Annotated in this window: 17 protein-coding genes and 5 pseudogenes; 13 read left to right on the forward strand and 9 right to left on the reverse strand. The window is 60.3% G+C overall.

Features of this window, described 5'->3' with window-relative positions; genetic code table 11:
• Positions 1-57: 57 nt before the first annotated feature.
• The 5 genes from rlmF to ACA049_RS05150 form a co-directional block, all read right to left on the reverse strand.
• Entirely contained in the window at positions 58-1,080 is a 1,023-nt protein-coding gene (gene rlmF / locus ACA049_RS05130; protein ID WP_461979734.1) for a 23S rRNA (adenine(1618)-N(6))-methyltransferase RlmF, read from the reverse strand.
• 249 nt (positions 1,081-1,329) lie between these two features.
• Positions 1,330-4,176, reverse strand: a complete 2,847-nt coding sequence (locus ACA049_RS05135; RefSeq protein ID WP_497333642.1) for a valine--tRNA ligase — start codon at positions 4,174-4,176, stop codon at positions 1,330-1,332.
• Between the two features lie 214 nt (positions 4,177-4,390).
• Entirely contained in the window at positions 4,391-4,777 is a 387-nt protein-coding gene (locus ACA049_RS05140; RefSeq protein WP_497333644.1) for a DNA polymerase III subunit chi, read from the reverse strand.
• A gap of 8 nt (positions 4,778-4,785) precedes the next feature.
• The gene (locus ACA049_RS05145) at positions 4,786-5,214 is read right to left on the reverse strand and encodes a DNA polymerase III subunit chi (protein ID WP_497333646.1); all 429 of its coding nucleotides are present in this window, start codon (positions 5,212-5,214) and stop codon (positions 4,786-4,788) included.
• Positions 5,215-5,274: 60 nt separating this feature from the next.
• Complete coding sequence (locus tag ACA049_RS05150; protein WP_497333648.1) at positions 5,275-6,765, reverse strand: leucyl aminopeptidase; 1,491 nt, start codon at positions 6,763-6,765, stop codon at positions 5,275-5,277.
• A gap of 306 nt (positions 6,766-7,071) precedes the next feature.
• On the opposite strand from ACA049_RS05150, the gene lptF reads away from it, so the two are divergent.
• The 8 genes from lptF (at position 7,072) to pdxJ (ending at position 15,492) form a co-directional block, all read left to right on the forward strand.
• Positions 7,072-8,190, forward strand: a complete 1,119-nt coding sequence (lptF, locus tag ACA049_RS05155) for an LPS export ABC transporter permease LptF (RefSeq protein WP_497333650.1) — start codon at positions 7,072-7,074, stop codon at positions 8,188-8,190.
• A complete protein-coding gene (gene lptG / locus ACA049_RS05160; protein WP_497333652.1) occupies positions 8,183-9,244 on the forward strand; it encodes an LPS export ABC transporter permease LptG in 1,062 nt (353 codons plus the stop codon). The genes lptF and lptG overlap by 8 nt, the downstream gene beginning before the upstream one ends.
• 171 nt (positions 9,245-9,415) lie before the next feature.
• On the forward strand, positions 9,416-11,215 hold the full coding sequence (lepA, locus tag ACA049_RS05165) for a translation elongation factor 4 (RefSeq protein WP_090188076.1): 1,800 nt from the start codon (positions 9,416-9,418) through the stop codon (positions 11,213-11,215).
• A 5-nt stretch (positions 11,216-11,220) separates the two neighbouring features.
• Positions 11,221-12,075: a signal peptidase I gene (gene lepB, locus ACA049_RS05170; RefSeq protein ID WP_497333654.1), complete on the forward strand. Its 855-nt coding sequence runs from the start codon at positions 11,221-11,223 to the stop codon at positions 12,073-12,075.
• Positions 12,076-12,259: 184 nt separating this feature from the next.
• Positions 12,260-12,949, forward strand: coding sequence for a ribonuclease III (gene rnc / locus ACA049_RS05175; RefSeq protein ID WP_497333656.1), 690 nt, complete (start codon positions 12,260-12,262; stop codon positions 12,947-12,949).
• A complete protein-coding gene (gene era, locus ACA049_RS05180) occupies positions 12,942-13,844 on the forward strand; it encodes a GTPase Era (protein ID WP_008151577.1) in 903 nt (300 codons plus the stop codon). Before rnc ends, era begins: the two co-directional genes overlap by 8 nt.
• Positions 13,845-14,010: 166 nt before the next feature.
• Positions 14,011-14,694: a DNA repair protein RecO gene (gene recO / locus ACA049_RS05185; protein WP_497333658.1), complete on the forward strand. Its 684-nt coding sequence runs from the start codon at positions 14,011-14,013 to the stop codon at positions 14,692-14,694.
• 51 nt (positions 14,695-14,745) lie between these two features.
• Positions 14,746-15,492, forward strand: a complete 747-nt coding sequence (gene pdxJ, locus ACA049_RS05190) for a pyridoxine 5'-phosphate synthase (RefSeq protein ID WP_497333660.1) — start codon at positions 14,746-14,748, stop codon at positions 15,490-15,492.
• A gap of 128 nt (positions 15,493-15,620) precedes the next feature.
• Here the strand turns inward: pdxJ and mltF are convergent, their stop codons facing one another.
• On the reverse strand, positions 15,621-17,081 hold the full coding sequence (gene mltF, locus ACA049_RS05195) for a membrane-bound lytic murein transglycosylase MltF (protein ID WP_497333662.1): 1,461 nt from the start codon (positions 17,079-17,081) through the stop codon (positions 15,621-15,623).
• Between the two features lie 274 nt (positions 17,082-17,355).
• Between mltF and purL the strand changes: the two genes are divergently transcribed.
• Together purL and ACA049_RS05205 are read left to right on the forward strand one after the other, a co-directional pair.
• Positions 17,356-21,252, forward strand: coding sequence for a phosphoribosylformylglycinamidine synthase (purL, locus tag ACA049_RS05200; protein WP_497333664.1), 3,897 nt, complete (start codon positions 17,356-17,358; stop codon positions 21,250-21,252).
• A 5-nt stretch (positions 21,253-21,257) separates the two neighbouring features.
• Complete coding sequence (locus ACA049_RS05205) at positions 21,258-21,569, forward strand: NGG1p interacting factor NIF3 (protein WP_497333666.1); 312 nt, start codon at positions 21,258-21,260, stop codon at positions 21,567-21,569.
• Positions 21,570-21,766: 197 nt separating this feature from the next.
• On the opposite strand, the pseudogene ACA049_RS05210 reads toward ACA049_RS05205, so the two are convergent.
• A pseudogene (locus ACA049_RS05210) lies at positions 21,767-21,952 on the reverse strand (PTS sugar transporter subunit IIB); the annotation flags it as partial.
• Here ACA049_RS05210 and ACA049_RS05215 point away from each other — a divergent pair.
• Positions 21,951-22,043, forward strand: a pseudogene (locus ACA049_RS05215) (hypothetical protein); the annotation flags it as partial. The pseudogenes ACA049_RS05210 and ACA049_RS05215 overlap by 2 nt on opposite strands.
• Positions 22,044-22,311: 268 nt before the next feature.
• Here the strand turns inward: ACA049_RS05215 and ACA049_RS05220 are convergent.
• A pseudogene (locus ACA049_RS05220) lies at positions 22,312-22,497 on the reverse strand (PTS sugar transporter subunit IIB); the annotation flags it as partial.
• Between ACA049_RS05220 and ACA049_RS05225 the strand changes: the two are divergent.
• Together ACA049_RS05225 and ACA049_RS05230 are read left to right on the forward strand one after the other, a co-directional pair.
• Positions 22,496-22,600, forward strand: a pseudogene (locus tag ACA049_RS05225) (hypothetical protein); the annotation flags it as partial. The pseudogenes ACA049_RS05220 and ACA049_RS05225 overlap by 2 nt on opposite strands.
• Positions 22,594-22,659: pseudogene (locus tag ACA049_RS05230) on the forward strand (NGG1p interacting factor NIF3); the annotation flags it as partial. The pseudogenes ACA049_RS05225 and ACA049_RS05230, both read left to right, overlap by 7 nt.
• Positions 22,660-22,855: 196 nt before the next feature.
• Here the strand turns inward: ACA049_RS05230 and nagE are convergent.
• Positions 22,856-24,571, reverse strand: a complete 1,716-nt coding sequence (gene nagE / locus ACA049_RS05235) for an N-acetylglucosamine-specific PTS transporter subunit IIBC (protein ID WP_497333668.1) — start codon at positions 24,569-24,571, stop codon at positions 22,856-22,858.
• Between the last annotated feature and the right edge of the window lie 44 nt (positions 24,572-24,615).

A 24,615-nucleotide genomic window follows, 5' to 3' on the forward strand; every position in this document is an offset into this window, starting at 1 on the left:
ACACACCGCCTTCGCGAGCAAGCCCGCTCCCACATTTGATTTGTATCGGTCAGTTACTCAGCTTTTTTTAACCCAACGCTCACGCCACACCTGCTGCTCGGATTTGGTCTGGAAGGTCCAGGCGACGAAGCGGCTTTGCTTCTGGCCCTGGGACATCTCCACGACCTGGCTTTCCAGGACGCCGGCCTTTTTCAGCGCGGTCTGGATCGAAGGCAGGTTCGAAGCCTTCGACACCAGCGTGCTGAACCACAGCACTTTGTGCTGGAAATGCGCACTTTCAGCGATCAACTGCGTCACAAACCGGGCTTCGCCCCCTTCGCACCACAGTTCTGCCGATTGACCGCCAAAGTTCAGCACCGGCAGCTTGCGCTTCGGATCGGCACGGCCCAGGGCGCGCCATTTACGCTCGCTGCCTTTGGTCGCTTCGTCCATCGACGCGTGGAACGGCGGGTTACACATGGTCAGGTCAAAGCGTTCGCCGGGTTCCAGCAGGCCCAGCAGAATGTGCTTGGGATTGCTTTGCTGGCGCAACTGGATGGCTTTGTTCAGCCCGTTGGACTGCACGATGGCTTTGGCCGCGGCCACCGCCGTCGGGTCGATTTCCGAGCCGAGGAAGTGCCAGCGGTAGTCGCTGTAACCGATCAACGGATAGACGCAGTTGGCGCCCATGCCGATATCGAGCACCTTGACCGGCGCGCCGCGCGGGATTTCACCGTCGTTGACGCTGGCCAGCAGGTCGGCCAGGAAGTGCACGTAGTCGGCACGCCCCGGAACCGGTGGGCAGAGGTAATCGGCCGGGATGTCCCAATGGGCAATGCCGTAGAACGACTTGAGCAGTGCCCGGTTGAACACCCGCACCGCGTCAGGGCTGGCGAAGTCGATGCTTTCCTTGCCATACGGGTTGATGATCACGAACTTCGCCAGTTCCGGCGTGGTTTTGATCAGCGCCGGGAAGTCGTAGCGACCCTGGTGGCGATTGCGCGGGTGCAGGCTGGCCTTTTCACGCGGCTCAACGGCTTTGGCCGGGGTCGCGGTGTCAGGCTTCTTGCGCGCAGGTCTTGGTGTGCGGGGGGCGTTCATGGGCGTGGTCGATTCGGGTATGGCTAAAAGTGGCGGGTATTGTCCCACATTCAGTCCGCGAGCACCCGGCCGCAAGGATTTTCCCTTGTAGGAGCTGTCGAGTGAAACGAGGCTGCGATCTTTTGATCTTGATCTTTAAAAGCAAGATCAAAAGATCGCAGCCTCGTTTCACTCGACAGCTCCTACAGGGAAGTTTGAGGCATAAAAAAGGGAGGCCATCTGGCCTCCCTCTTTCATTGCGATGTGCCGTTACAGGCTGGCAATCCGCGCATGCTGCTCGGCCAACTTGCCCAAAGCCTGTTCAGCTTCAGCCAGTTTGGCGCGTTCCTTCTCGATGACTTCGGCCGGGGCCTTGTCGACGAAACCGGCGTTCGACAGCTTGCCGCCGACGCGCTGGACTTCACCCTGCAGACGCAGGATTTCCTTGTCCAGACGCGCCAGTTCGGCGTCCTTGTCGATCAGGCCGGCCATCGGCACCAGCACTTCCATCTCGCCGACCAGTGCGGTGGCGGACAGCGGTGCTTCTTCGTCGGCAGCCAACACGGTGATCGATTCGAGACGAGCCAGTTTCTTCAACAGGGCTTCGTTCTCGGTCAGACGACGTTGATCTTCGGCGCTGACGTTCTTCAGGAACAGGTTCAGCGGCTTGCCCGGACCGATGTTCATCTCGCCACGGATGTTGCGCGTGCCGAGCATCAGCTCCTTGAGCCACTCGATGTCGTTCTCGGCCGCCGGATCGATGCGTTCTTCATTGGCCACAGGCCAAGGTTGCAGCATGATCGTCTTGCCTTCGATACCGGCCAGCGGCGCGATGCGCTGCCAGATTTCTTCGGTGATGAACGGCATGAACGGGTGCGCCAGACGCAGCGCGACTTCCAGTACGCGAACCAGCGTGCGACGGGTGCCGCGCTGACGTTCAACCGGCGCGTTTTCGTCCCACAGCACAGGCTTGGACAGTTCCAGGTACCAGTCGCAATACTGGTTCCAGATGAACTCGTACAAGGCTTGCGCCGCCAGGTCGAAACGGAACTGATCGAGTTGACGGGTCACTTCGGCTTCGGTGCGTTGCAGCTGCGAGATGATCCAGCGATCCGCCAGGGACAGCTCATAGGCCTCGCCGTTCTGGCCGCAGTCTTCACCCTTGTCCAGAACATAACGCGCGGCGTTCCAGATCTTGTTGCAGAAGTTGCGATAGCCTTCGACGCGGCCCATGTCGAACTTGATGTCGCGGCCGGTAGACGCCAGCGAGCAGAAGGTGAAGCGCAGGGCGTCGGTGCCGTAGCTGGCGATGCCGTCGGCGAACTCGTCGCGGGTCTGCTTCTCGATCTTCTTCGCCAGTTTCGGCTGCATCATGCCGGAGGTGCGTTTCTGCACCAGCTCTTCCAGCTCGATGCCGTCGATGATGTCCAGCGGGTCCAGGACGTTGCCCTTGGACTTGGACATCTTCTGGCCCTGGCCGTCCCGCACCAGACCGTGGACATAAACGGTCTTGAACGGAACCTGTGGCGTGCCGTCTTCGTTTTTCACCAAGTGCATGGTGAGCATGATCATCCGGGCAACCCAGAAGAAAATGATGTCGAAGCCAGTCACCAGCACGTCGGTGGAGTGGAATTTCTTCAGGAATTCGGTCTGCTCAGGCCAGCCCAAGGTGGAGAACGTCCACAGGCCCGAACTGAACCAGGTGTCGAGTACGTCATTGTCCTGTTGCAGCGCAACGTCCGGGCCGAGGTTGTGCTTGGCACGCACTTCGGCTTCGTCGCGACCGACATAGACTTTGCCCGACTCGTCGTACCAGGCCGGAATCCGGTGGCCCCACCACAGCTGACGGCTGATGCACCAATCCTGGATGTCGCGCATCCACGAGAAGTACATGTTTTCGTACTGTTTCGGCACGAACTGGATACGGCCGTCTTCAACGGCGGCAATCGCAGGCTCGGCCAATGGCTTGGTCGACACGTACCACTGGTCGGTCAGCCACGGCTCGATGATGGTGCCGGAACGGTCGCCTTTCGGCACTTTCAGCGCGTGATCGTTGACGCTAACCAAAAGGCCGGCGGCATCGAACGCAGCAACGATCTGCTTGCGCGCTTCGAAGCGGTCGAGGCCGACGTATTCGGCCGGGATCTTGCCGTCGATGCTTTCGTTGAGCGTGCCGTCGAGGTTGAACACCTGACAGGCCGGCAGTACGGCGGCGTTCTTGTCGAAGATGTTCAGCAGCGGCAGGTTGTGGCGCTTGCCGACTTCGTAGTCGTTGAAATCGTGGGCCGGGGTGATTTTCACGCAGCCGGTGCCGAATTCAGGGTCGCAGTAATCGTCGGCGATGATCGGGATGCGGCGGCCGACCAGCGGCAGCTCGACAAATTTGCCGATCAAGGCTTTGTAGCGTTCGTCGTTCGGGTTAACCGCGACGGCGGCGTCGCCGAGCATGGTCTCCGGGCGAGTGGTCGCGACGATCAGGAAATCGTTGCCTTCAGCAGTTTTGACGCCATCGGCCAGCGGGTATTTCAGGTTCCACAGGAAACCTTTCTCGTCGTGGTTTTCCACTTCGAGGTCGGAAATCGCCGTGTGCAACTTGGTGTCCCAGTTGACCAGGCGCTTGCCGCGATAGATCAGGCCGTCTTCGTGCAAACGAACGAAGGCTTCCTTAACGGCTTCCGAGAGGCCGTCGTCCATGGTGAAGCGCTCGCGGCTCCAGTCCACGGACGAACCGAGGCGGCGGATCTGACGGCTGATGTTGCCGCCGGACTGATCCTTCCATTCCCAGACTTTCTCGAGGAATTTCTCACGGCCCAGATCGTGACGATTCTGGCCCTGGGCTTCGAGTTGGCGTTCCACCAGCATTTGCGTGGCGATACCAGCGTGGTCGGTACCCGGCTGCCACAGGGTGTTGCGACCCTGCATGCGGCGGAAACGGATCAGGGCGTCCATGATCGCATTGTTGAAACCGTGACCCATGTGCAGGCTGCCGGTGACGTTCGGCGGCGGGATCATGATGGTGTAGGACTCGCCCGCGCCTTGCGGGGCGAAGTAATTCTCAGACTCCCAGGTGTTGTACCAGGAAGTTTCAATGGCGTGCGGCTGGTAGGTCTTATCCATGCGCGGCGGGACCCTATTGGCATTAATTCAGGAAAAGCCGACGAGTATAGCGGGGCATGGGGCGGAGGGCGAGCAGGGGCGGACAGGGCGCAGAACTAATGTGGGAGCGGGCTTGCTCGCGAAAGCGGTGTGTCAGTCACCATTTGACTCGACTGACACACCGCTTTCGCGAGCAAGTCGAATCGTCGCACCGCCGCTCCCACAGGGGATAGCGTTATTCGTACTGGCTGAGCAACCGTTCCATCCGCGCCTCCAGCCGGCGCTTGATCTCGGTTTCAATGTGCGGGGCGAAGTCATCGATGACGTCTTGCATGATCAACAGCGCAGCAGCGCGCAGTTCGGTGTCCAGGTGCAGCAAGGCGTCGGGGCCTTTGCTGGTCGCCGGTGCCGGTTGCGCGGCAGGGGCGGGCGGTGTCGGTTCGACGGTCTGCGGCGCACCGCTGACGGAATCGAACAACATCGGAATCTGTTCCTGTTCATCTTCATTGACTGTGTCGGTCAACAACGGTGGTTGCAGGTTGTCATCGCCGAGCAGTTGGCGGATCGACTCAAGGTCATCCAGCAGGTGCGCGGACTTTTGTTGCGGTTTCGGAGTGTCCATCGGAATGCTCAGAGTCGCTGTAAACGGTGGTCTTGCAGAGGATAGCCCTGTTCGCGGTAGAAACGGAAACTCTCCCGCGCGGCCGCACGAATCGTCGGATCTTCCACCACCACTTCCGCCACGCGGGCGAACTGTTTGGCGAATGCCGGGACTTTCAGGTCGAGGTTGACCAGCAGATCCTGATGCGGACCGCAGTCATCGCCAAGACCCAGAACGATCAAGTTGTCCGGCTCGCTTTCAGCAGGGCCGTGGGGCACGAAGCTTTCACCCTTGAAGGCCCACAAACGTGCATCGAGATCCTCGCGCTGGGCGGCATCGCTGCAATGCAGGTAGATGCGATGGCCCATGCGCCAGGCTTTTTCGGTGAGCTTGCAGGCGAAATCCAGCCGTGCCGACGGATCGGCGCTGGGCAGGATGTAGAAATCGACTTTGGTCATTGCGGTTCCTGAGCCAGGAACGGCGTCACCCGAAAGTGACGCCGCCCCGGGTCATCGGTTTCAGGCTTTGGCGCGGTCCAGCAGGTATTGGGTCAGCAATGGAACCGGACGGCCAGTGGCGCCCTTGTCCTTGCCGCCGCTGGTCCATGCGGTGCCGGCGATGTCCAGGTGCGCCCAGTTCAGGTTCTTGGTGAAGCGCGACAGGAAGCAGGCGGCGGTGATGGTGCCGGCTTTCGGGCCGCCGATGTTGGCGATGTCGGCGAACGGGCTGTCCAACTGCTCTTGGTACTCATCGAACAGCGGCAGTTGCCAGGCGCGGTCGTCTGCAGCCTTGCCGGCGCTCAGCAGTTGGCCGATCAGCTCGTCGTTGTTGCCCAGCAGGCCGGAGGTGTGCGCGCCCAGTGCAACGACGCAAGCGCCGGTCAGGGTGGCGATGTCGATCACGGCTTGCGGCTTGAAACGCTCGGAGTAGGTCAGGGCATCGCACAGCACCAGACGGCCTTCGGCGTCGGTGTTGAGGATTTCCACGGTCTGGCCGCTCATGGTGGTGACGATGTCGCCCGGACGCGAAGCATTGCCGCTCGGCATGTTCTCGGCGCAGGCCAGGATGCACACTAGGTTGATCGGCAGTTTCAGCTCAAGCACCGCACGCAGGGTGCCGAAGACGCTGGCGGCGCCACCCATGTCGTACTTCATTTCATCCATGCCGGCGCCCGGTTTCAGGCTGATGCCGCCGGTGTCGAAGGTGATGCCCTTGCCGACCAGTGCGTACGGCTTCTCGGATTTCTTGCCGCCGTTGTATTGCATGACGATCAGGCGTGGCGGCTGGGCGCTGCCTTGACCGACGGCGTAGAACGAGCCCATGCCCAGGTCTTTGATCTTCTTCTCATCGAGGACTTCGACTTTCAGGCTCTTGAACTCTTTGCCCAGGCCCTTGGCTTGTTCGCCGAGGAAGGTCGGGTGGCAGATGTTCGGTGGCAGGTTGCCCAGGTTGCGGGTGAACGCCATGCCGTTGGCGATTGCAGTGGCGTGGGCCACGGCGCGCTCGACTTCGGCCTGTGCAGCCTTGATGGTCACCAGGGTGATTTTTTTCAGGGAGCGAGGTTCGGCTTTCTGGCTCTTGAACTGGTCGAAGGTGTATTCGCCGTCGACCAGGGTTTCGGCCAGCAGACGGGTCTTGCCGTAGCTGTCGCGGCCTTTGACGATGATTTCGTCCAGCGCCAGTACGGCGTCGCTGCCGCCCAGGCCTTTAAGGGTGTTGAGGACGCCGGCGATGATTTTGCGGAACGGGCGGTCGCCCAACTCTTCGTCTTTGCCCACGCCGACGAGCAGAACGCGTTCGGCCTTGAGGTTCGGCAGGCTGTGCAGCAACAGGCTCTGGCCGACTTTGCCGGCCAGGTCGCCGCGCTTGAGTACTGCGCTGATGGCGCCGCCGCTCAGTTCGTCGAGTTGTTTGGCGACGGCGCCGAGCTTGCGGCCTTCGCCGACGGCGACCACCAGAGTGGCGGTCTTCAACGTTTCTGGGCTAACGCTTTTTACAACCAGTTCCATGTCCGGGTCCCTGAATTAATGGTCAACGTGCGCGGGCAAAACGGCGGCGCACAGACGCTTGCTTATAAATAGAAGACGCAGGTCACGGCCCGCGACAAAGGCCGCAGTTTGAACCTCGCTCCCTGCGCCTGACAACCCTCGGTTGTACGATCTTCAACGCATTACCCGCCTGCTTGAGCATGCGCAGTGACAGGCGCACCCAATCACAGGATAATGCGCCAACTTTTTCGGCGGCCCTGCCCTGCGGGCTGTCTGATACGTTTGCTTGTTTGGCCGCCTTAGCCTGACAACCCTGGAGTGTCTGGTTTGATTGTCTTCCGTTATCTGTCCCGCGAAGTCCTGTTGACCTTGAGCGCCGTCAGCGCCGTGCTGCTGGTCATCATCATGAGCGGGCGCTTCATCAAATACCTCGCCCAGGCGGCCTCGGGCCTGCTGGATCCGGGCTCTCTGTTCCTGATCATGGGCTTCCGCCTGCCGGGGTTTCTGCAGCTGATCCTGCCGCTGGGCCTGTTTCTCGGGATCCTGCTGGCCTACGGTCGCCTGTACCTCGAAAGCGAAATGACCGTGTTGTCGGCCACGGGCATGAGCCAGCAGCGTCTGTTGGTCATGACCCTGTTTCCGGCCACGCTGGTTGCGCTGGTCGTGGCCTGGCTGAGCCTGAGCCTGGCGCCACAAGGTGCCAATCAGTTCCAGCTGCTGCTGAACAAGCAGGATGCGCTGACCGAGTTCGACACGCTGGAGCCGGGTCGCTTCCAGGCCCTGCGCGACGGCACTCGCGTGACCTACACCGAACAGCTGTCGGATGACCGCATCAATCTGGGCGGCGTGTTCATTTCTCAAAAGAACATCAGCTCCGACAAGAAGGATCGCGGGATTTCCGTACTGGTGGCCGAGAAGGGTCGTCAGGAAATCCGCCCTGACGGCAACCGCTACCTGATTCTCGACAACGGCTATCGCTACGACGGTAACCCGGGACAGGCCGACTACCGGGCAATCAAGTACGAAGAGTACGGCGTATTGCTGCCCAAGCCGGACGTCAGCGATGAAGTCACCGACCGCGATGCAATGACCACCCGTTCCCTGATCGGAAGTGATGACATCCGCTCGCGCACTGAACTGCAATGGCGTCTGTCCCTGCCGTTGCTGGTGTTCATCGTGACCCTGATGGCGGTGCCGCTGTCGCGGGTCAATCCGCGCCAGGGCCGTTTCCTCAAGCTGCTGCCGGCGATTCTTCTTTATATGGCTTACCTGAGCATTCTGATTGCCGCGCGCGGCGCCCTCGAAAAGGGCAAGATCCCGCCGGCGCTGGGGTTGTGGTGGGTTCACGGGATTTTCCTGGCCATTGGCCTGGGCTTGCTCTACTGGGAGCCGTTGCGCTTGAAGATGGCGAGTCGCCGCAGCGCGCTGGAGGTGGCCCGTGGTTAAGCTCGATCGCTACATTGGTAGCAGCGTATTCGTAGCCATCCTCGCGGTATTGGGGATTATTCTTGGCCTGGCGACCCTGTTTGCCTTCATCGATGAGATGAGTGAAGTCAGCGACACCTACACCTTGATGGACGTTTTGAGCTACGTCCTGCTGACTGCGCCCCGTCGTTTGTACGACATGTTGCCGATGGCGGCCCTGATCGGTTGCCTGATCGGCCTGGGCAGCCTGGCCAGCCACAGCGAACTGACGATCATGCGCGCCGCTGGCGTGTCGGTCGGCCGGATCGTCTGGGCGGTCATGAAGCCGATGCTGGTGCTGATGGTGGTGGGTGTGCTGATCGGCGAGTACGTCGCGCCGGCCACCGAAGTCACCGCGCAGGCCAACCGTTCCCTGGCTCAGGGTGGCGGCGATGCGCAGAGCGCCAAGCATGGTTTGTGGCATCGCCAGGGTGACGAGTTCATTCACGTCAACTCCGTGCAACCGAACGGTCTGCTGTATGGCGTCACCCGTTATCGCTTCGATAATGAGCGTCATATGCTGTCGTCCAGCTTCGCCAAGCGGGCGAAGTTCGATGAGGATCACTGGCAACTGAGCGACGTCACCACCACGCTGTTCCATGAAAAGAGCACCGAAGTGGTCACCACCCCCGTCGAGCGCTGGGATGTTGCCTTGAGCCCGCAATTGTTGAGTACGGTGGTGATGTCGCCGGACACGCTGTCGATCAGCGGTCTGTGGGGCTACATTCACTACCTGGCAGACCAGGGCCTGAGCAACGGCCGTTACTGGCTGGCTTTTTGGGTCAAGGTGTTGCAGCCGCTGGTGACCGCCGCGCTGGTACTGATGGCGATTTCCTTCATCTTCGGCCCGCTGCGCTCGGTGACCCTCGGTCAGCGGGTCTTCACGGGCGTCCTGGTGGGCTTCACCTTCCGCATCGTCCAGGATTTGCTGGGGCCTTCGAGTCTGGTGTTCGGTTTCTCGCCGCTGTTTGCGGTGCTGGTTCCGGCGGGTGTCTGCGCCCTGGCCGGTGTCTGGCTGTTGCGCCGAGCCGGCTGATCAGGGGTTTTCCCCGACCTTGCTGGTGATAAAAAACGCCCCTGTCGCAAGACCGGGGCGTTTTTGTATTCACCGTCTGACCTGTGAACGTGACGCTTGCGCCGAGGATCAGGTACAATTCCCGGCTATTTTTCGGCGGGCTATGCCTGCAGCCTTTTTGAGTGTTGATCCGTGAGTGATTTGAGTCATATCCGCAATTTCTCCATCATCGCCCACATTGACCATGGCAAGTCAACGCTGGCCGATCGCTTCATCCAGATGTGCGGCGGCCTTGCCGAGCGCGAAATGGAAGCCCAGGTGCTGGACTCCATGGACCTGGAACGTGAACGCGGGATCACCATCAAGGCCCACAGCGTCACCCTGTATTACACCGCGCGCGATGGCATCAAGTACCAGTTGAACTTCATTGACACCCCGGGCCACGTTGACTTCACCTACGAAGTCAGCCGGTCGCTGGCGGCCTGTGAAGGTGCGTTGCTGGTGGTCGATGCCGGTCAGGGCGTTGAAGCGCAGTCGGTTGCCAACTGCTACACGGCGATCGAGCAGGGCCTGGAAGTCATGCCGGTCCTGAACAAGATCGACCTGCCACAGGCCGATCCGGACCGCGTCAAAGAAGAAATCGAAAAAATCATCGGCATCGATGCCACCGATGCGGTCGAGTGCTCGGCCAAGACCGGCCTGGGCGTCGACGAAGTGCTCGAGCGCCTGGTTCACACCATTCCTGCGCCGACCGGCAACTACGAAGATCCGCTGCAAGCGTTGATCATCGACTCCTGGTTCGACAACTACCTGGGCGTCGTTTCCCTGGTACGCGTGCGTCACGGTCGTGTGAAGAAGGGCGACAAGATCCTCGTCAAGTCCACCGGCAAGATCCACCTGGTGGACAGCGTCGGTGTCTTCAACCCGAAACACACCGCCACCGTTGACCTGAAGGCCGGCGAAGTGGGCTTCATCATTGCCGGCATCAAGGACATTCACGGTGCACCGGTCGGTGACACCCTGACCTTGAGCTCCACGCCAGACGTTGACGTGCTGCCAGGCTTCAAACGCATTCAGCCGCAGGTCTACGCCGGCCTGTTCCCGGTCAGCTCCGACGACTTCGAAGATTTCCGTGAAGCCCTGCAAAAGCTCACGCTCAACGACTCGTCGCTGCAGTACACCCCGGAAAGCTCCGACGCCCTGGGCTTCGGCTTCCGTTGCGGGTTCCTCGGCATGCTGCACATGGAAATCATCCAGGAGCGCCTGGAGCGCGAGTACGACCTGGACCTGATCACCACGGCGCCGACGGTAATTTTCGAGCTGTTGCTGAAAACCGGTGAAACGATTTACGTCGACAACCCGTCGAAGCTCCCGGACGTGTCTTCGATCGAAGACATGCGTGAGCCGATCGTGCGGGCCAATATTCTTGTGCCGCAAGAGCACCTGGGCAACGTCATTACCCTGTGCATCGAGAAGCGTGGCGTGCAGCACGACATGCTGTTCCTCGGGTCCCAGGTCCAGGTGACCTACGATATTCCGATGAACGAAGTGGTCCTGGACTTCTTTGACCGTCTGAAATCCACCAGCCGCGGCTATGCTTCGCTGGATTACCATTTCGACCGTTACCAATCGGCTAGTCTGGTGAAACTGGATGTGCTGATCAACGGCGACAAGGTCGACGCCCTGGCGTTGATCGTGCACCGGGACAATGCGCACTACAAAGGTCGCCAGTTGACCGAGAAGATGAAAGAACTGATTCCGCGCCAGATGTTCGACGTCGCGATCCAGGCCGCCATTGGCGGGCAGATCATTGCGCGGACCTCCGTCAAGGCTCTCAGAAAGAACGTATTGGCCAAATGCTACGGCGGTGACGTTAGCCGTAAGCGCAAGCTGTTGGAAAAGCAGAAGGCCGGTAAGAAACGCATGAAGCAAGTCGGCAACGTGGAAATTCCACAAGAAGCCTTCCTTGCAGTGCTCAGGTTGGATAGTTAGGTCCTATGTCACTAAATTTCCCGCTGTTGCTGGTCATCGCCGTGTTCGTCTGCGGCCTGTTGGCGTTGCTCGATCTGCTGTTCCTGGCGCCTCGGCGCCGGGCTGCCATCAACTCCTATCAGGGGAGCGTCAGCCAGGCTGACATGGTGGTCGTCGAGAAACTGAACAAAGAGCCGCTGCTGGTCGAATACGGCAAGTCGTTCTTCCCGGTGTTGTTCATCGTGCTGGTGCTGCGTTCGTTCCTGGTGGAACCGTTCCAGATTCCTTCCGGCTCGATGAAACCGACCCTGGACGTCGGCGACTTCATTCTGGTGAACAAGTTTTCTTACGGGATCCGCCTGCCGGTGCTCGACAAGAAAGTCATCGAAGTCGGTGATCCGCAACGCGGCGATGTGATGGTGTTCCGCTACCCGAGCGACCCGAACGTCAACTACATCAAGCGAGTGGTCGGCCTGCCGGGTGACCAGATTCGCTACACCGCCGACAAGCGTCTGTTCGTCAACGGCGAATCGATTGCCGAACAACTGGTCGGCTCCGAGCCGGGCACGCTGGGCAGTGCCGAGCTCTACAAGGAAAAACTCGGCGTCGCCGAGCACCTGATCCGCAAGGAAATGAGCCGCTACCGCGCCACGCCGGACCATACCTGGACCGTGCCGGCCGGGCACTACTTCATGATGGGCGACAACCGCGACAACTCCAACGACAGTCGCTACTGGGATGATCCGAGCATTCCCAAGGATCTGCTGGGCATGGTTCCCGACAAGAATATCGTCGGCAAGGCCTTCGCAGTCTGGATGAGCTGGCCGGAACCCAAACTCAGTCACCTGCCGAATTTCTCGCGGGTTGGCCTGATCAAGTAATCACGCACGGCGCTGTTGAACACAGCGCCGAATGCATTTCTGGAGTCGACACAATCGGCGCCAGAGGCATGAAAACAATGATATTCAGGACGTAATTTTTGAACACAGCGTTAATTGTCCCAAGCCTGCGCCGTCTCTCGGCCATGGCGGTGGAATCCAGCCACGAACTCAGCGTGGGTAAACCGTGAGCGTCTCCTTAAGCCGTCTAGAGCGTCAGCTCGGCTACACCTTCAAGGATCAGGAACTGATGGTCCTGGCCCTGACTCACCGCAGTTTTGCCGGGCGCAACAACGAACGCCTGGAATTCCTCGGTGATGCCATCCTCAACTTCGTCGCAGGCGAGGCGCTGTTCGATCGCTTCCCGCTGGCGCGCGAAGGCCAGTTGTCGCGTTTGCGCGCACGCCTGGTGAAAGGTGAGACGCTGGCCGTACTGGCCCGTGGTTTCGATCTGGGCGAATACCTGCGCCTGGGCTCCGGAGAGTTGAAGAGCGGCGGTTTCCGTCGCGAATCGATTCTGGCCGATGCCCTGGAAGCGCTGATTGGTGCGATCTACCTGGACGCCGGCATGGACATGGCGCGCGAGCGCGTGCTGGCCTGGCTGGCCGGTGAGTTCGAAGGCCTGACGCTGGTAGACACCAACAAAGATCCAAAAACCCGCCTGCAGGAATTCCTGCAATCGCGCGGGTGTGACCTGCCGCGTTACGAAGTGGTGGATATCCAGGGTGAGCCGCATTGCCGGACGTTCTTCGTCGAATGTGAAATCACCTTACTGAATGAAAAAAGCCGAGGTCAGGGTGTGAGTCGTCGTATTGCCGAACAGGTAGCGGCCGCCGCAGCACTGATTGCCCTGGGTGTGGAGAATGGCAATGACTGATTCAACTGCAACTCGCTGTGGCTATGTTGCCATCGTCGGCCGTCCCAACGTGGGCAAGTCCACGCTGCTGAACCACATCCTGGGTCAGAAGCTGGCGATCACCTCGCGCAAGCCGCAAACCACCCGCCACAACATGCTGGGCATCAAGACCGAAGGCGCCGTGCAGGCGATCTACGTTGACACCCCGGGCATGCACAAGGGCGGCGAAAAGGCCTTGAACCGCTACATGAACAAGACCGCTTCGGCGGCGTTGAAAGACGTCGACGTGGTGATTTTTGTGGTGGATCGCACCAAGTGGACCGACGAAGACCAGATGGTCCTCGAGCGCGTCCAGTACGTGACCGGTCCGCTGATCGTGGCGCTGAACAAGACCGATCGCATCGAAGACAAAGCCGAGCTGATGCCGCACCTGACCTGGTTGCAGGAACAGCTGCCGAACGCGCAGATCATGCCGATCTCGGCCCAGCACGGGCACAACCTCGAAACGCTGGAGCGTGTGATTGCCGGCTACCTGCCGGAAAACGATCACTTCTTCCCGGAAGACCAGATCACCGACCGCAGCAGCCGTTTCCTCGCCGCAGAACTGGTGCGCGAGAAAATCATGCGCCAGATGGGCGCCGAGCTGCCATACCAGATCACCGTCGAAATCGAAGAGTTCAAGCAGCAGGGCAAAACCCTGCACATCCATGCCTTGATCCTCGTCGAGCGTGACGGCCAGAAGAAGATCATCATTGGCGACAAGGGCGAGCGCATCAAACGTATCGGCACCGAGGCGCGCAAGGATATGGAATTGCTGTTCGATTCCAAGATCATGCTCAACCTGTGGGTGAAAGTGAAAGGCGGCTGGTCCGACGATGAGCGTGCGTTGCGTTCGCTGGGTTACGGCGACCTGTAACACCGGTTCCTGATACACCGAAGAACCCTTGTGGGAGCGGGCTTGCTCGCGAAGACGATGTAACATTCAGCATTGATGTTGACTGTCACACCGCATTCGCGAGCAAGCCCGCTCCCACATTGGGTTTGGGTTGCTTGTAAAACTGCGTTCCGTCATTGAGAACTCCATGTCCCAACCCATCGGCCAACCCGCCTACGTCCTCCACTCCCGCGCCTACCGCGAAAGCAGCGCGTTGGTGGACTTCCTCACGCCGCAAGGTCGGCTGCGGGCGGTGTTGCGCAGCGCGCGGGGCAAGGCCGGGACACTGGGCCGGCCGTTCGTGCCGCTGGAAGTGGAGTTTCGCGGGCGGGGTGAGCTGAAGAACGTTGGGCGAATGGAGGCCGCCGGTGTCTCGACCTGGCTCAACGGTGAGGCGCTGTTCAGTGGCCTCTATCTCAACGAACTGCTGATCCGCCTTTTGCCTGCCGAAGACCCGCACCCAGGCGTGTTCGATCACTACGCCGCCACCTTGCTCGCGCTGGCCGAAGGTCGCCCGCTGGAACCGTTATTGCGCTCTTTCGAATGGCGCCTGCTCGACGACCTCGGTTACGGTTTCGCCCTGACCACCGACATCCACGGTGAGCCCATCGCCCCGGACGGTCTCTACCGTTTGCAAGTGGATGCCGGCCTGGAGCAGGTCTACCTGCTGCAACCCGGCCTGTTCAACGGCACCGAACTGTTGGCCATGTCTGAGGCCGACTGGACCGCGCCCGGCGCCTTGTCCGCAGCCAAACGTTTGATGCGTCAGGCGCTGGCTGTGCATTTGGGTGGTCGACCGCTGGTTTCCCGAGAGTTGTTTCGAAAGCCGTAAAATCCCCGTGTATGCTGTGCACCGAACTTCCCTATCTTCAGGAGCGCTTCCGTGACCACCAGCAATCGCATTCTTCTTGGCGTGAACATCGACCACGTTGCCACCCTGCGTCAGGCCCGGGGCACGCGCTACCCGGATCCGGTCAAGGCAGCACTGGACGCGGAAGAGGCGGGCGCTGACGGCATCACCGTGCACCTGCGCGAAGACCGCCGGCACATCCAGGAACGCGACGTGCTGTTGCTCAAGGATGTGCTGCAAACCCGCATGAATTTCGAAATGGGCGTCACCGAAGAAATGATGGTGTTCGCCGAGCGCATCCGCCCGGCGCACATTTGCCTGGTCCCGGAAACCCGTCAGGAACTGACCACCGAAGGCGGTCTGGACGTCGCGGGGCAGGAAGCGCGGATCAAGGCCGCGGTGGATCGCCTGGCGAAGATTGGATGTGAGGTGTCGCTATTCATCGATGCGGACGAGCGGCAGATCGAAGCGTCCCGTCGTGTGGGGGCTCCGGCGATTGAACTGCACACCGGCCGTTACGCCGATGCCGAGACGCCGACCGAAGTGGCTGAAGAGCTCAAGCGAGTGGCGGATGGCGTGGCGTTTGGCCTGGCTCAGGGGTTGATCGTCAATGCCGGCCACGGCCTGCACTATCACAACGTTGAAGCGGTGGCCGCGATCAAGGGCATCAACGAACTGAACATCGGCCACGCACTGGTGGCGCATGCGTTGTTTGTCGGGTTCAAGTCGGCTGTGTCGGAAATGAAAGCGTTGATCCTGGCTGCGGCGTTGAAGGGCTAAGACCGAGGTGCTGCCTTCGCGGGCAAGCCACGCTCCCACAGGTACGAGTTGAACCACAACTTTGTGTTCGGCGCGGTCCTGTAGGAGCGAGGCTTGCCCGCGAAGCCGTCATTGAAAACAACACAAAGTTAAAGCTGCGGGGTTTCCTGGCTCGGCTTGGTCTTGTCGACCCCCGGCACATGCAGGTTGCCTTCAGCCACTTGATTACCTTCAAGCTGCGGCTGCGTGACCCACGTCAGGATGTCGTAGTAGCGACGGATGTTCGCCACGAAATGCACCGGCTCGCCGCCACGGGCGTAGCCATAACGCGTCTTGCTGTACCACTTCTTCTCTGACAGGCGCGGCAGGATCTTCTTCACATCCAGCCACTTGTCCGGGTTCAGTCCTTCCTTCACCGCCAGTTTGCGCGCGTCATCCAGGTGACCGCTGCCGACGTTGTAGGCGGCCAGGGCAAACCAGGTGCGATCCGGCTCCTGGATCGACTCATCCAGCTGATCCTTCATATAGGCCAGGTATTTGGCGCCGCCCATGATGCTTTGCTTGGGGTCGAGCCGGTTGGACACGCCCATGGCCTGCGCGGTGTTCTGGGTCAGCATCATCAGGCCGCGCACGCCGGTCTTGGACGTGACCGCCGCTTGCCACAACGATTCCTGATAACCGATGGCCGCCAGCAGGCGCCAGTCGACTTTCTCTTTCTTGGCGTACGCCTTGAAGTGCTGTTCGTACTTGGGCAGCCGTTGCTGCAAGTGCTGGGCGAAGGTGTAGGCGCCCATGTAGCCAAGGACGTCGACGTGCCCGTAGTAACGGTCTTTCAGGCGTTGCAGGGTGCCGTTCTTCTTGACCTTGTCGAGGTAGGCGTTGATCTCGTTGAGCAGGCTGTTGTCGTCGCCGGCCGCCACGGCCCAGCTCTGATCGCTGGCGTCACCGAGGTCGAAGGCGACGCGCACGTTGGGGAAATACACCTGGTTCATCGCCACTTCGTTGGAGTCGACCAGGGTCAGGTCGATCTGACCTTCATCGACCATGCGCAGCAGGTCGACGACTTCAACCGCGTCGGACTCTTCGTATTCAATGCCGGGATATTTCTTTTTCAGCTCCGCCAACTGCCCGGCGTGGGTGCTGCCCTTGAGCACCATGATCTTCTTGCCGACCAGATCGCCCGCGTCGGTCGGCCGCGATTGGCCGTTGCGGTAGATGATCTGTGGGGTGACTTCCAGGTAGGAGTGGGAAAACCGCACCTGTTGCTTGCGTTGCTCGCTGCTGACCAGACCGGCAGCAGCCAGCACCGGGCCGTTAGGCTTGCCCACCTGATTAAACAGGTCGTCAAGGTTGTCGGCGGTCTCGATTTTGAGTTCAACCCCCAGATCGTCGGCGAAGCGCTTCACCAGCTCGTATTCGAAGCCGGTTTCACCGTTGCGATCCTGAAAGTAGGTGGCGGGACTGTTTCGGGTAACCACCCGCAGCACACCATCCTCCTTTACGCGCTCCAGCGTGTTGGGTTTATCAACACAGCCACTGAGCATCAGGAAGAGTCCGGTTGCGATCAGCCATTTGGCGTATCGCGGACGCAAAGCCGTTGGGGAAAACATCTGCGCAGTATACGCAAAGGACCACGACCGCCATATCTCGACAGCGAAGGGCTTGTCTGCTAGGGAGCGAAAAACCCGCTTGGAGCCCGCAGGAATGGGCCCAAACGGTAATTTGTGTCATAAAAAATAACCCTCGGCGAACCGCTGCATGAGGTCCAAATACCCGGCCCGACGTTCGGGTACGGCCGCGCGCACCGTTTCGGGTGATGTCGCGGGCGGTTTAGGCTAGAATGCACGGCCTCAAAGCACACCCCTTCCCGAGGCTGTCCCGAAGATGTTGATCCTGCGCGGCGCTCCTGCCCTTTCTGCCTTTCGCCACAGCAAACTCCTTGAGCAACTGAGCCAGAAAGTCCCGGCTGTCAGCGGCTTGTATGCTGAATTCGCTCACTTCGCCGAAGTTACCGGCGTCCTGACCGGCGACGAACAGCAGGTGCTCGCGCGCCTTCTGAAGTACGGTCCCAGCGTTCCGGTACAAGAACCGACCGGTCGTCTGTTCCTGGTGTTGCCACGTTTCGGCACCATCTCGCCGTGGTCCAGCAAGGCCAGCGACATCGCTCGCAACTGCGGCCTGAGCAAGATCCAGCGCCTGGAGCGCGGCATCGCGTTCTACGTCGCCGGCCAGTTCAGCGACGCTCAAGCGCAGCTGATCTCGGACGCCTTGCACGATCGCATGACCCAGATCGTCCTCGGCAACCTCGAACAAGCCGCCGGCCTGTTCAGCCACGCCGAGCCGAAACCGCTGACCGCAATCGACGTGCTGGGTGGCGGCCGCGCCGCGCTGGAAAAAGCCAACACCGAGCTGGGCCTGGCCCTGGCCGAAGACGAGATCGACTATCTGGTCAACGCCTTCGTCGGCTTGAAGCGCAACCCGCACGACATCGAACTGATGATGTTCGCCCAGGCGAACTCCGAGCACTGCCGTCACAAGATCTTCAACGCCAGTTGGGACATTGACGGCGAAAGCCAGGAAAAAAGCCTGTTCGGCATGATCAAGAACACCTACGTGATGCACAGCGAAGGCGTTCTGTCGGCTTATAAGGACAACGCTTCGGTGATCGTCGGTAACGTCGCCGGCCGTTTCTTCCCGGACCCTGAGACCCGCCAGTACGGCGCGGTGCAGGAGCCGGTGCACATCCTGATGAAAGTCGAAACTCACAACCACCCGACTGCGATTGCTCCGTTCCCGGGCGCATCCACCGGTTCCGGTGGCGAGATCCGTGACGAAGGCGCAACCGGTCGCGGTGCCAAGCCAAAGGCTGGCCTGACCGGTTTCACCGTGTCCAACCTGCAGATCCCGGGCTTCGAACAGCCGTGGGAAGTGCCGTACGGCAAGCCTGAGCGCATCGTCACTGCGCTGGACATCATGATCGAAGGCCCACTGGGTGGCGCCGCGTTCAACAACGAATTCGGTCGTCCAGCCCTGACCGGTTACTTCCGTACCTTCGAACAGTCGATCACCACCCCGCGTGGCGACGAAGTTCGCGGTTACCACAAGCCGATCATGCTGGCCGGCGGTATGGGTAACATCCGTGCCGAACACGTACAGAAAGGCGAGATCACCGTCGGCTCCAAGCTGATCGTCCTCGGCGGCCCGGCAATGTTGATCGGCCTGGGCGGCGGCGCAGCTTCCTCCATGGCCACCGGCACCAGCTCGGCCGACCTGGACTTCGCTTCGGTACAGCGCGAAAACCCGGAAATGGAGCGTCGCTGCCAGGAAGTCATCGACCGTTGCTGGCAACTGGGTGACAAAAACCCGATCAGCTTCATCCACGACGTAGGCGCGGGCGGTCTGTCCAACGCCTTCCCGGAACTGGTCAACGACGGCAACCGTGGCGGTCGTTTCGAACTGCGCAACATTCCAAACGACGAGCCGGGCATGGCCCCGCACGAAATCTGGAGTAACGAATCCCAGGAACGCTACGTTCTGGCCGTTGGCCCGGCTGACTTCGAACGCTTCCAGGCGATCTGCGAGCGCGAGCGTTGCCCATTCGCCGTCGTCGGCGAAGCCACTGCCGAGCCGCAACTGACGGTCACCGACAGTCACTTCGGCAACAGCCCGGTGGACATGCCGCTGGAAGTGCTGCTGGGCAAAGCCCCGCGCATGCACCGTTCGGCCGTTCGTGAAAACGAACTGGGTGACGATTTCGATCCGTCGACTCTGGATATTGCAGACTGCGTCGAGCGCGTTCTGCATCACCCGGCTGTGGCGAGCAAAAGCTTCCTGATCACCATCGGCGACCGCACCATCACCGGCCTAGTGGCTCGTGATCAGATGGTCGGCCCTTGGCAGGTTCCGGTGGCCGACGTTGCCGTCACCGCCACCAGCTTCGACGTTTACACCGGTGAAGCCATGGCCATGGGCGAGCGTACTCCGCTGGCACTCCTGGACGCTCCGGCGTCGGGCCGCATGGCCATCGGCGAAACCCTGACCAACATCGCCGCTTCGCGCATCAACAAGATCTCCGACATCAAACTGTCGGCGAACTGGATGTCCGCTGCCGGTCACCCGGGTGAAGACGCGCGTCTGTACGACACCGTGAAAGCGGTCGGCATGGAACTGTGCCCGGACCTGGGCATCACCATTCCAGTGGGCAAGGATTCCATGTCCATGGCCACGCGCTGGAACGACAACGGCGAAGACAAGACCGTGACCTCGCCGATGTCCCTGATCGTGACCGGTTTCGCGCCAGTGGCTGACATCCGTCAGACCCTGACCCCAGAACTGCGCATGGACAAGGGCACCACCGACTTGATCCTGATCGATCTGGGCCGTGGCCAGAACCGCATGGGCGCCTCGATCCTGGCCCAGGTTCACGGCAAGCTCGGTTCGCAAGCGCCGGACGTCGATGATGCCGAAGACCTCAAAGCCTTCTTCGCCGTGATCCAGGGCCTCAACGCCGACGGTCACCTGCTGGCCTACCACGACCGTTCCGACGGTGGTCTGTTGACCAGCACCGTGGAAATGGCTTTCGCCGGCCACTGCGGTCTGAGCCTGAACCTCGACGGCCTGGCAGAAACTTCTGCCGACATCGCAGCAATCCTGTTCAACGAAGAACTGGGCGCCGTAATTCAGGTTCGCCAGGACGCTACCCCGGACATCCTCGCGCAGTTCAGCGCGGCTGGCTTGGGTGAGTGCGTGTCGGTGATCGGTCAGCCAATGAACAACGGCCAGATCAACATCACCTTCAACGGCGAAACCGTGTTCGAAGGTCAGCGTCGTCTGCTGCAACGTACCTGGGCTGAAACCAGCTACCAGATCCAGCGTCTGCGTGACAACGCCGACTGCGCCGAACAAGAGTTCGACGTACTGCTGGAAGAAGACAACCCGGGCCTGAGCGTCAAGCTCAGCTACGACGTCAACCAGGACGTCGCCGCGCCTTACATCAAGAAAGGCATTCGCCCACAGGTTGCCGTGCTGCGTGAGCAGGGCGTCAACGGTCAGGTGGAAATGGCAGCCGCGTTCGACCGCGCGGGTTTCAACGCGATCGACGTGCACATGAGCGACATTCTGGCCGGCCGTGTCGACCTGAACGAGTTCAAAGGTCTGGTGGCTTGCGGTGGTTTCTCCTACGGCGACGTACTGGGTGCCGGCGAAGGCTGGGCCAAGTCCGCGCTGTTCAACAGCCGTGCCCGCGATGCATTCCAGGGTTTCTTCGAACGCACCGACAGCTTCACCCTCGGCGTGTGCAACGGTTGCCAGATGATGTCCAACCTGCACGAGCTGATCCCGGGCAGCGAGTTCTGGCCGCACTTCGTGCGTAACCGTTCCGAGCAGTTCGAAGCGCGCGTGGCGATGGTTCAGGTCCAGGAATCGAACTCGATCTTCCTGCAAGGCATGGCCGGTTCGCGTATGCCGATCGCTATTGCTCACGGTGAAGGTCATGCCGAGTTCGCCAGCGAAGAAGCGTTGCTGGAAGCCGATCTGTCGGGTTGCGTGGCGATGCGTTTCGTCGACAACCACGGCAAGGTCACCGAAAACTACCCGGCCAACCCGAACGGCTCGCCGCGCGGGATCACCGGTTTGACCAGCCGCGACGGTCGCGTAACGATCATGATGCCGCACCCGGAACGCGTGTTCCGCGCCGTGCAGAACTCGTGGCGTTCGGAAGACTGGAACGAAGACGCGCCTTGGATGCGTATGTTCCGTAATGCGCGCGTCTGGGTTAATTAAGGGCCGTGTATAAGCTCAGCTTTTTCGTTCCAACCAGCCATGTCGAGTTGGTCAAGAGCGCTGTATTCGCTGCCGGTGGCGGGCGAATCGGCGCTTATGATCACTGCGCGTGGCAGGTGCTTGGGTTGGGTCAGTTTCGGCCTTTGGATGGCAGTCAGCCGTTTATGGGTGAAACGGGGCAGGTCGAGCAGGTCGAGGAATGGAAGGTTGAGCTGGTGGTGGCGGATGAGTTGATCGTGGCCGTGGTGGCCGCGTTGAAACTCAGCCATCCCTATGAGACACCGGCTTATGAAGTGTGGCGGTTGGAGGATTTCTGATCTAGCGCTGCTGAAATGAGAAACCCGCTGATGAAGATCAGCGGGTTTTTTGTTGCCGAAAACTCAAGAAATGCCCACAACCCTTGTAGGAGCTGTCGAGTGAAACGAGGCTGCGATCTTTTGATCTTGCTTTTAAAAACCAAAGTGCAAAAGATCGCAGCCTCGTTTCACTCGACAGCTCCTACAGGGGGCGAGGGTTAGACTTTTGCGCTGACCTCACTGCGATTGACCAACGCCTCCAGAGCCCCGCTCAAACTCGGTGCCTTGTCGCCGATCAGCAGGTGCCACACGCCCCCTTCAAGCTGACTGACCCCCTGACAACCCAGCGCTTTCAAATCACCTTCCGACAACGCCTTGCCATCCGCCAGTTGCAACCGAATCCGCGCCGTGCAGAGCTCGTGGCGTTCGGAAGACTGGAACGAAGACGCGCCTTGGATGCGTATGTTCCGTAATGCGCGGGTCTGGGTTAACTAAGGGCCGCGTTTAAACTCAGCCATCCCTATGAGACACCGGCTTATGAAGTGTGGCGGTTGGAGGATTTCTAATCTTCCCGGCTGCTGAAATGAGAAACCCGCTGATGAAAATCAGCGGGTTTTTTATTGCCTAAAACTCAATGATCCACACAACCCTTGTAGGAGCTGTCGAGTGAAACGAGGCTGCGATCTTTTGATCTTGCTTTTAAAAACCAAAGTCAAAAGATCGCAGCCTCGTTTCACTCGACAGCTCCTACAGGGGGCGAGGGTTAGACTTTTGCGCTGACCTCACTGCGATTGGCCAACGCCTCCAGAGCCCCGCTCAAACTCGGCGCCTTGTCGCCGATCAGCAGGTGCCACACGCCCCCTTCAAGTTGACTGACCCCCTGACAACCCAGCGCCTTCAAATCACCTTCCGACAACGCCTTGCCATCCGCCAGTTGCAACCGAATCCGCGCCGTGCAGAGCTCGTGGCGTTCGGAAGACTGGAACGAAGACGCACCTTGGATGCGTATGTTCCGTAATGCGCGGGTCTGGGTTAACGAAGGGCCGCGTTGAAACTCAGCCATCCCTATGAGACACCGGCTTATGAAGTGTGGCGGTTGGAGGATTTCTGATCTTGCGCTGCTGAAATGAGAAACCCGCTGATGAAAATCAGCGGGTTTTTTATTGCCTAAAACTCAAGAAATGCCCACAACCCCTGTAGGAGCTGTCGAGTGAAACGAGGCTGCGATCTTTTGATCTTGCTTTTAAAAACCAAAGTCAAAAGATCGCAGCCTCGTTTCACTCGACAGCTCCTACAGGGGGCGAGGGTTAGACTTTTGCGCTGACCTCACTGCGATTGGCCAACGCCTCCAGAGCCCCGCTCAAACTCGGCGCCTTGTCGCCGATCAGCAGGTGCCACACGCCCCCTTCAAGTTGACTGACCCCCTGACAACCCAGCGCCTTCAAATCACCTTCCGACAACGCCTTGCCATCCGCCAGTTGCAACCGAATCCGGGTCATGGCCACGCAATCCATCTGCAACACATTGTCTCCGCCGCCCAACGCTTTCAGCCATTGCTGCGCCTCTGACTTCGCTACAGCCGCAGGTTCAGGCGCATCAACGACGGCAGGAGGGGAGGAAACAAGCGCACGCCCCAGCGCCGGCATCGCCAAGCGAATCTCATCGGCAATGCTGTCCGCCATCGGCCCGACCACTACCTGCAAACTTCCGCCCTTGCCCGGACGCACAACCGCCATCGCCCCCAGCGCTTTCAACTCCGCATCGTTTGCCTTGTTGCGATCCACCATGTCCAGGCGCAACCGGGTCGTACAGGCCCCGACGGTGATCAGATTCTGTGCACCACCGAGCGCCTTGATGTAAGCCCCGGCGCGTTCATTCTCGGCGACCACCACCTTGTCACCCATCGGCACCTCTTCACGCCCTGGTGTCTTGAGGTTGAAACGGCGAATACAGAAATCAAACACCACGTAATAGATCACCGCATACGCCAACCCCACCGGCACCACCCGCCAGCCGTTGGTGGATTCGCCCCAGCCGAGCACCATGTCGATGAAGCCGCCGGAGAAAGTGAATCCCAGGTGGATGTTCAGCGCATTGGTGACCGCCATCGACAGGCCCGTCAGCAGCGCATGGAGCAAAAACAAAAACGGCGCGAGGAACATGAACGCAAATTCGATGGGCTCGGTGACACCGGTCAGGAACGAGGTCAGCGCCATGGACAGGAAGATCCCACCCATGACCTTGCGGCGTTCCGGCAGGGCGTTGCGGTACATCGCCAGGCAGGCGGCGGGCAGGCCGAAGATCATCACGGGGAACATGCCGGTCATGAACTGGCCGCCTTTCGGGTCACCGGCGAAGTAACGCGACAGGTCGCCGGTGACCATGGCGCCCGTGGTCGGGTCGGTGAAGTTGCCGAAGACGAACCACGCCATGTTGTTGAGGATGTGGTGCAGGCCGGTGACGATCAGCAGGCGGTTGAACACGCCGAAGACGAAGGCGCCGATGCTGCCGCTCTCCATCATCAAGGTGCCGAAGCCGTTGATACCATGCTGGATCGGTGGCCAGATCAAACCAAACACCACGCCCAAACCGACGGCGGCGAAGCCGGTGACGATCGGCACGAAGCGCCGGCCACCGAATAACGCCAGGTACTCCGGCAGCTTGATGTCCTTGAAGCGGTTATAGAGTGCGCCGGCCATCAAGCCGCTGACGATCCCGGCGAGCATGCCCATGTTGATGCTCGCATCCAGCACCTTGAGCGTGGAGATCATCACCAGGTAACCAATGACCCCGGCGAGGCCGGCGGTGCCGTTGTTGTCCTTGGCGAAACCGACCGCGATGCCGATGGCGAAGATCATCGCCAGGTTGGCGAAGATCACCTGGCCGGCGTCGTGGATGATCGCGATGTTCAGCAAATCGGTGTCGCCGAGGCGCAGCAACAGGCCGGCAATCGGCAGGATCGCAATCGGCAGCATCAGCGCGCGGCCGAGGCGCTGCAGACCTTCGATAAAGTATTGGTACATGGCGGTTCTCCCTGTGCTCTTTTTATTTGAGAGTTGTTGTAGTT

The sequence above is a fragment of the Pseudomonas sp. LBUM1662 genome, from assembly GCF_059695915.1.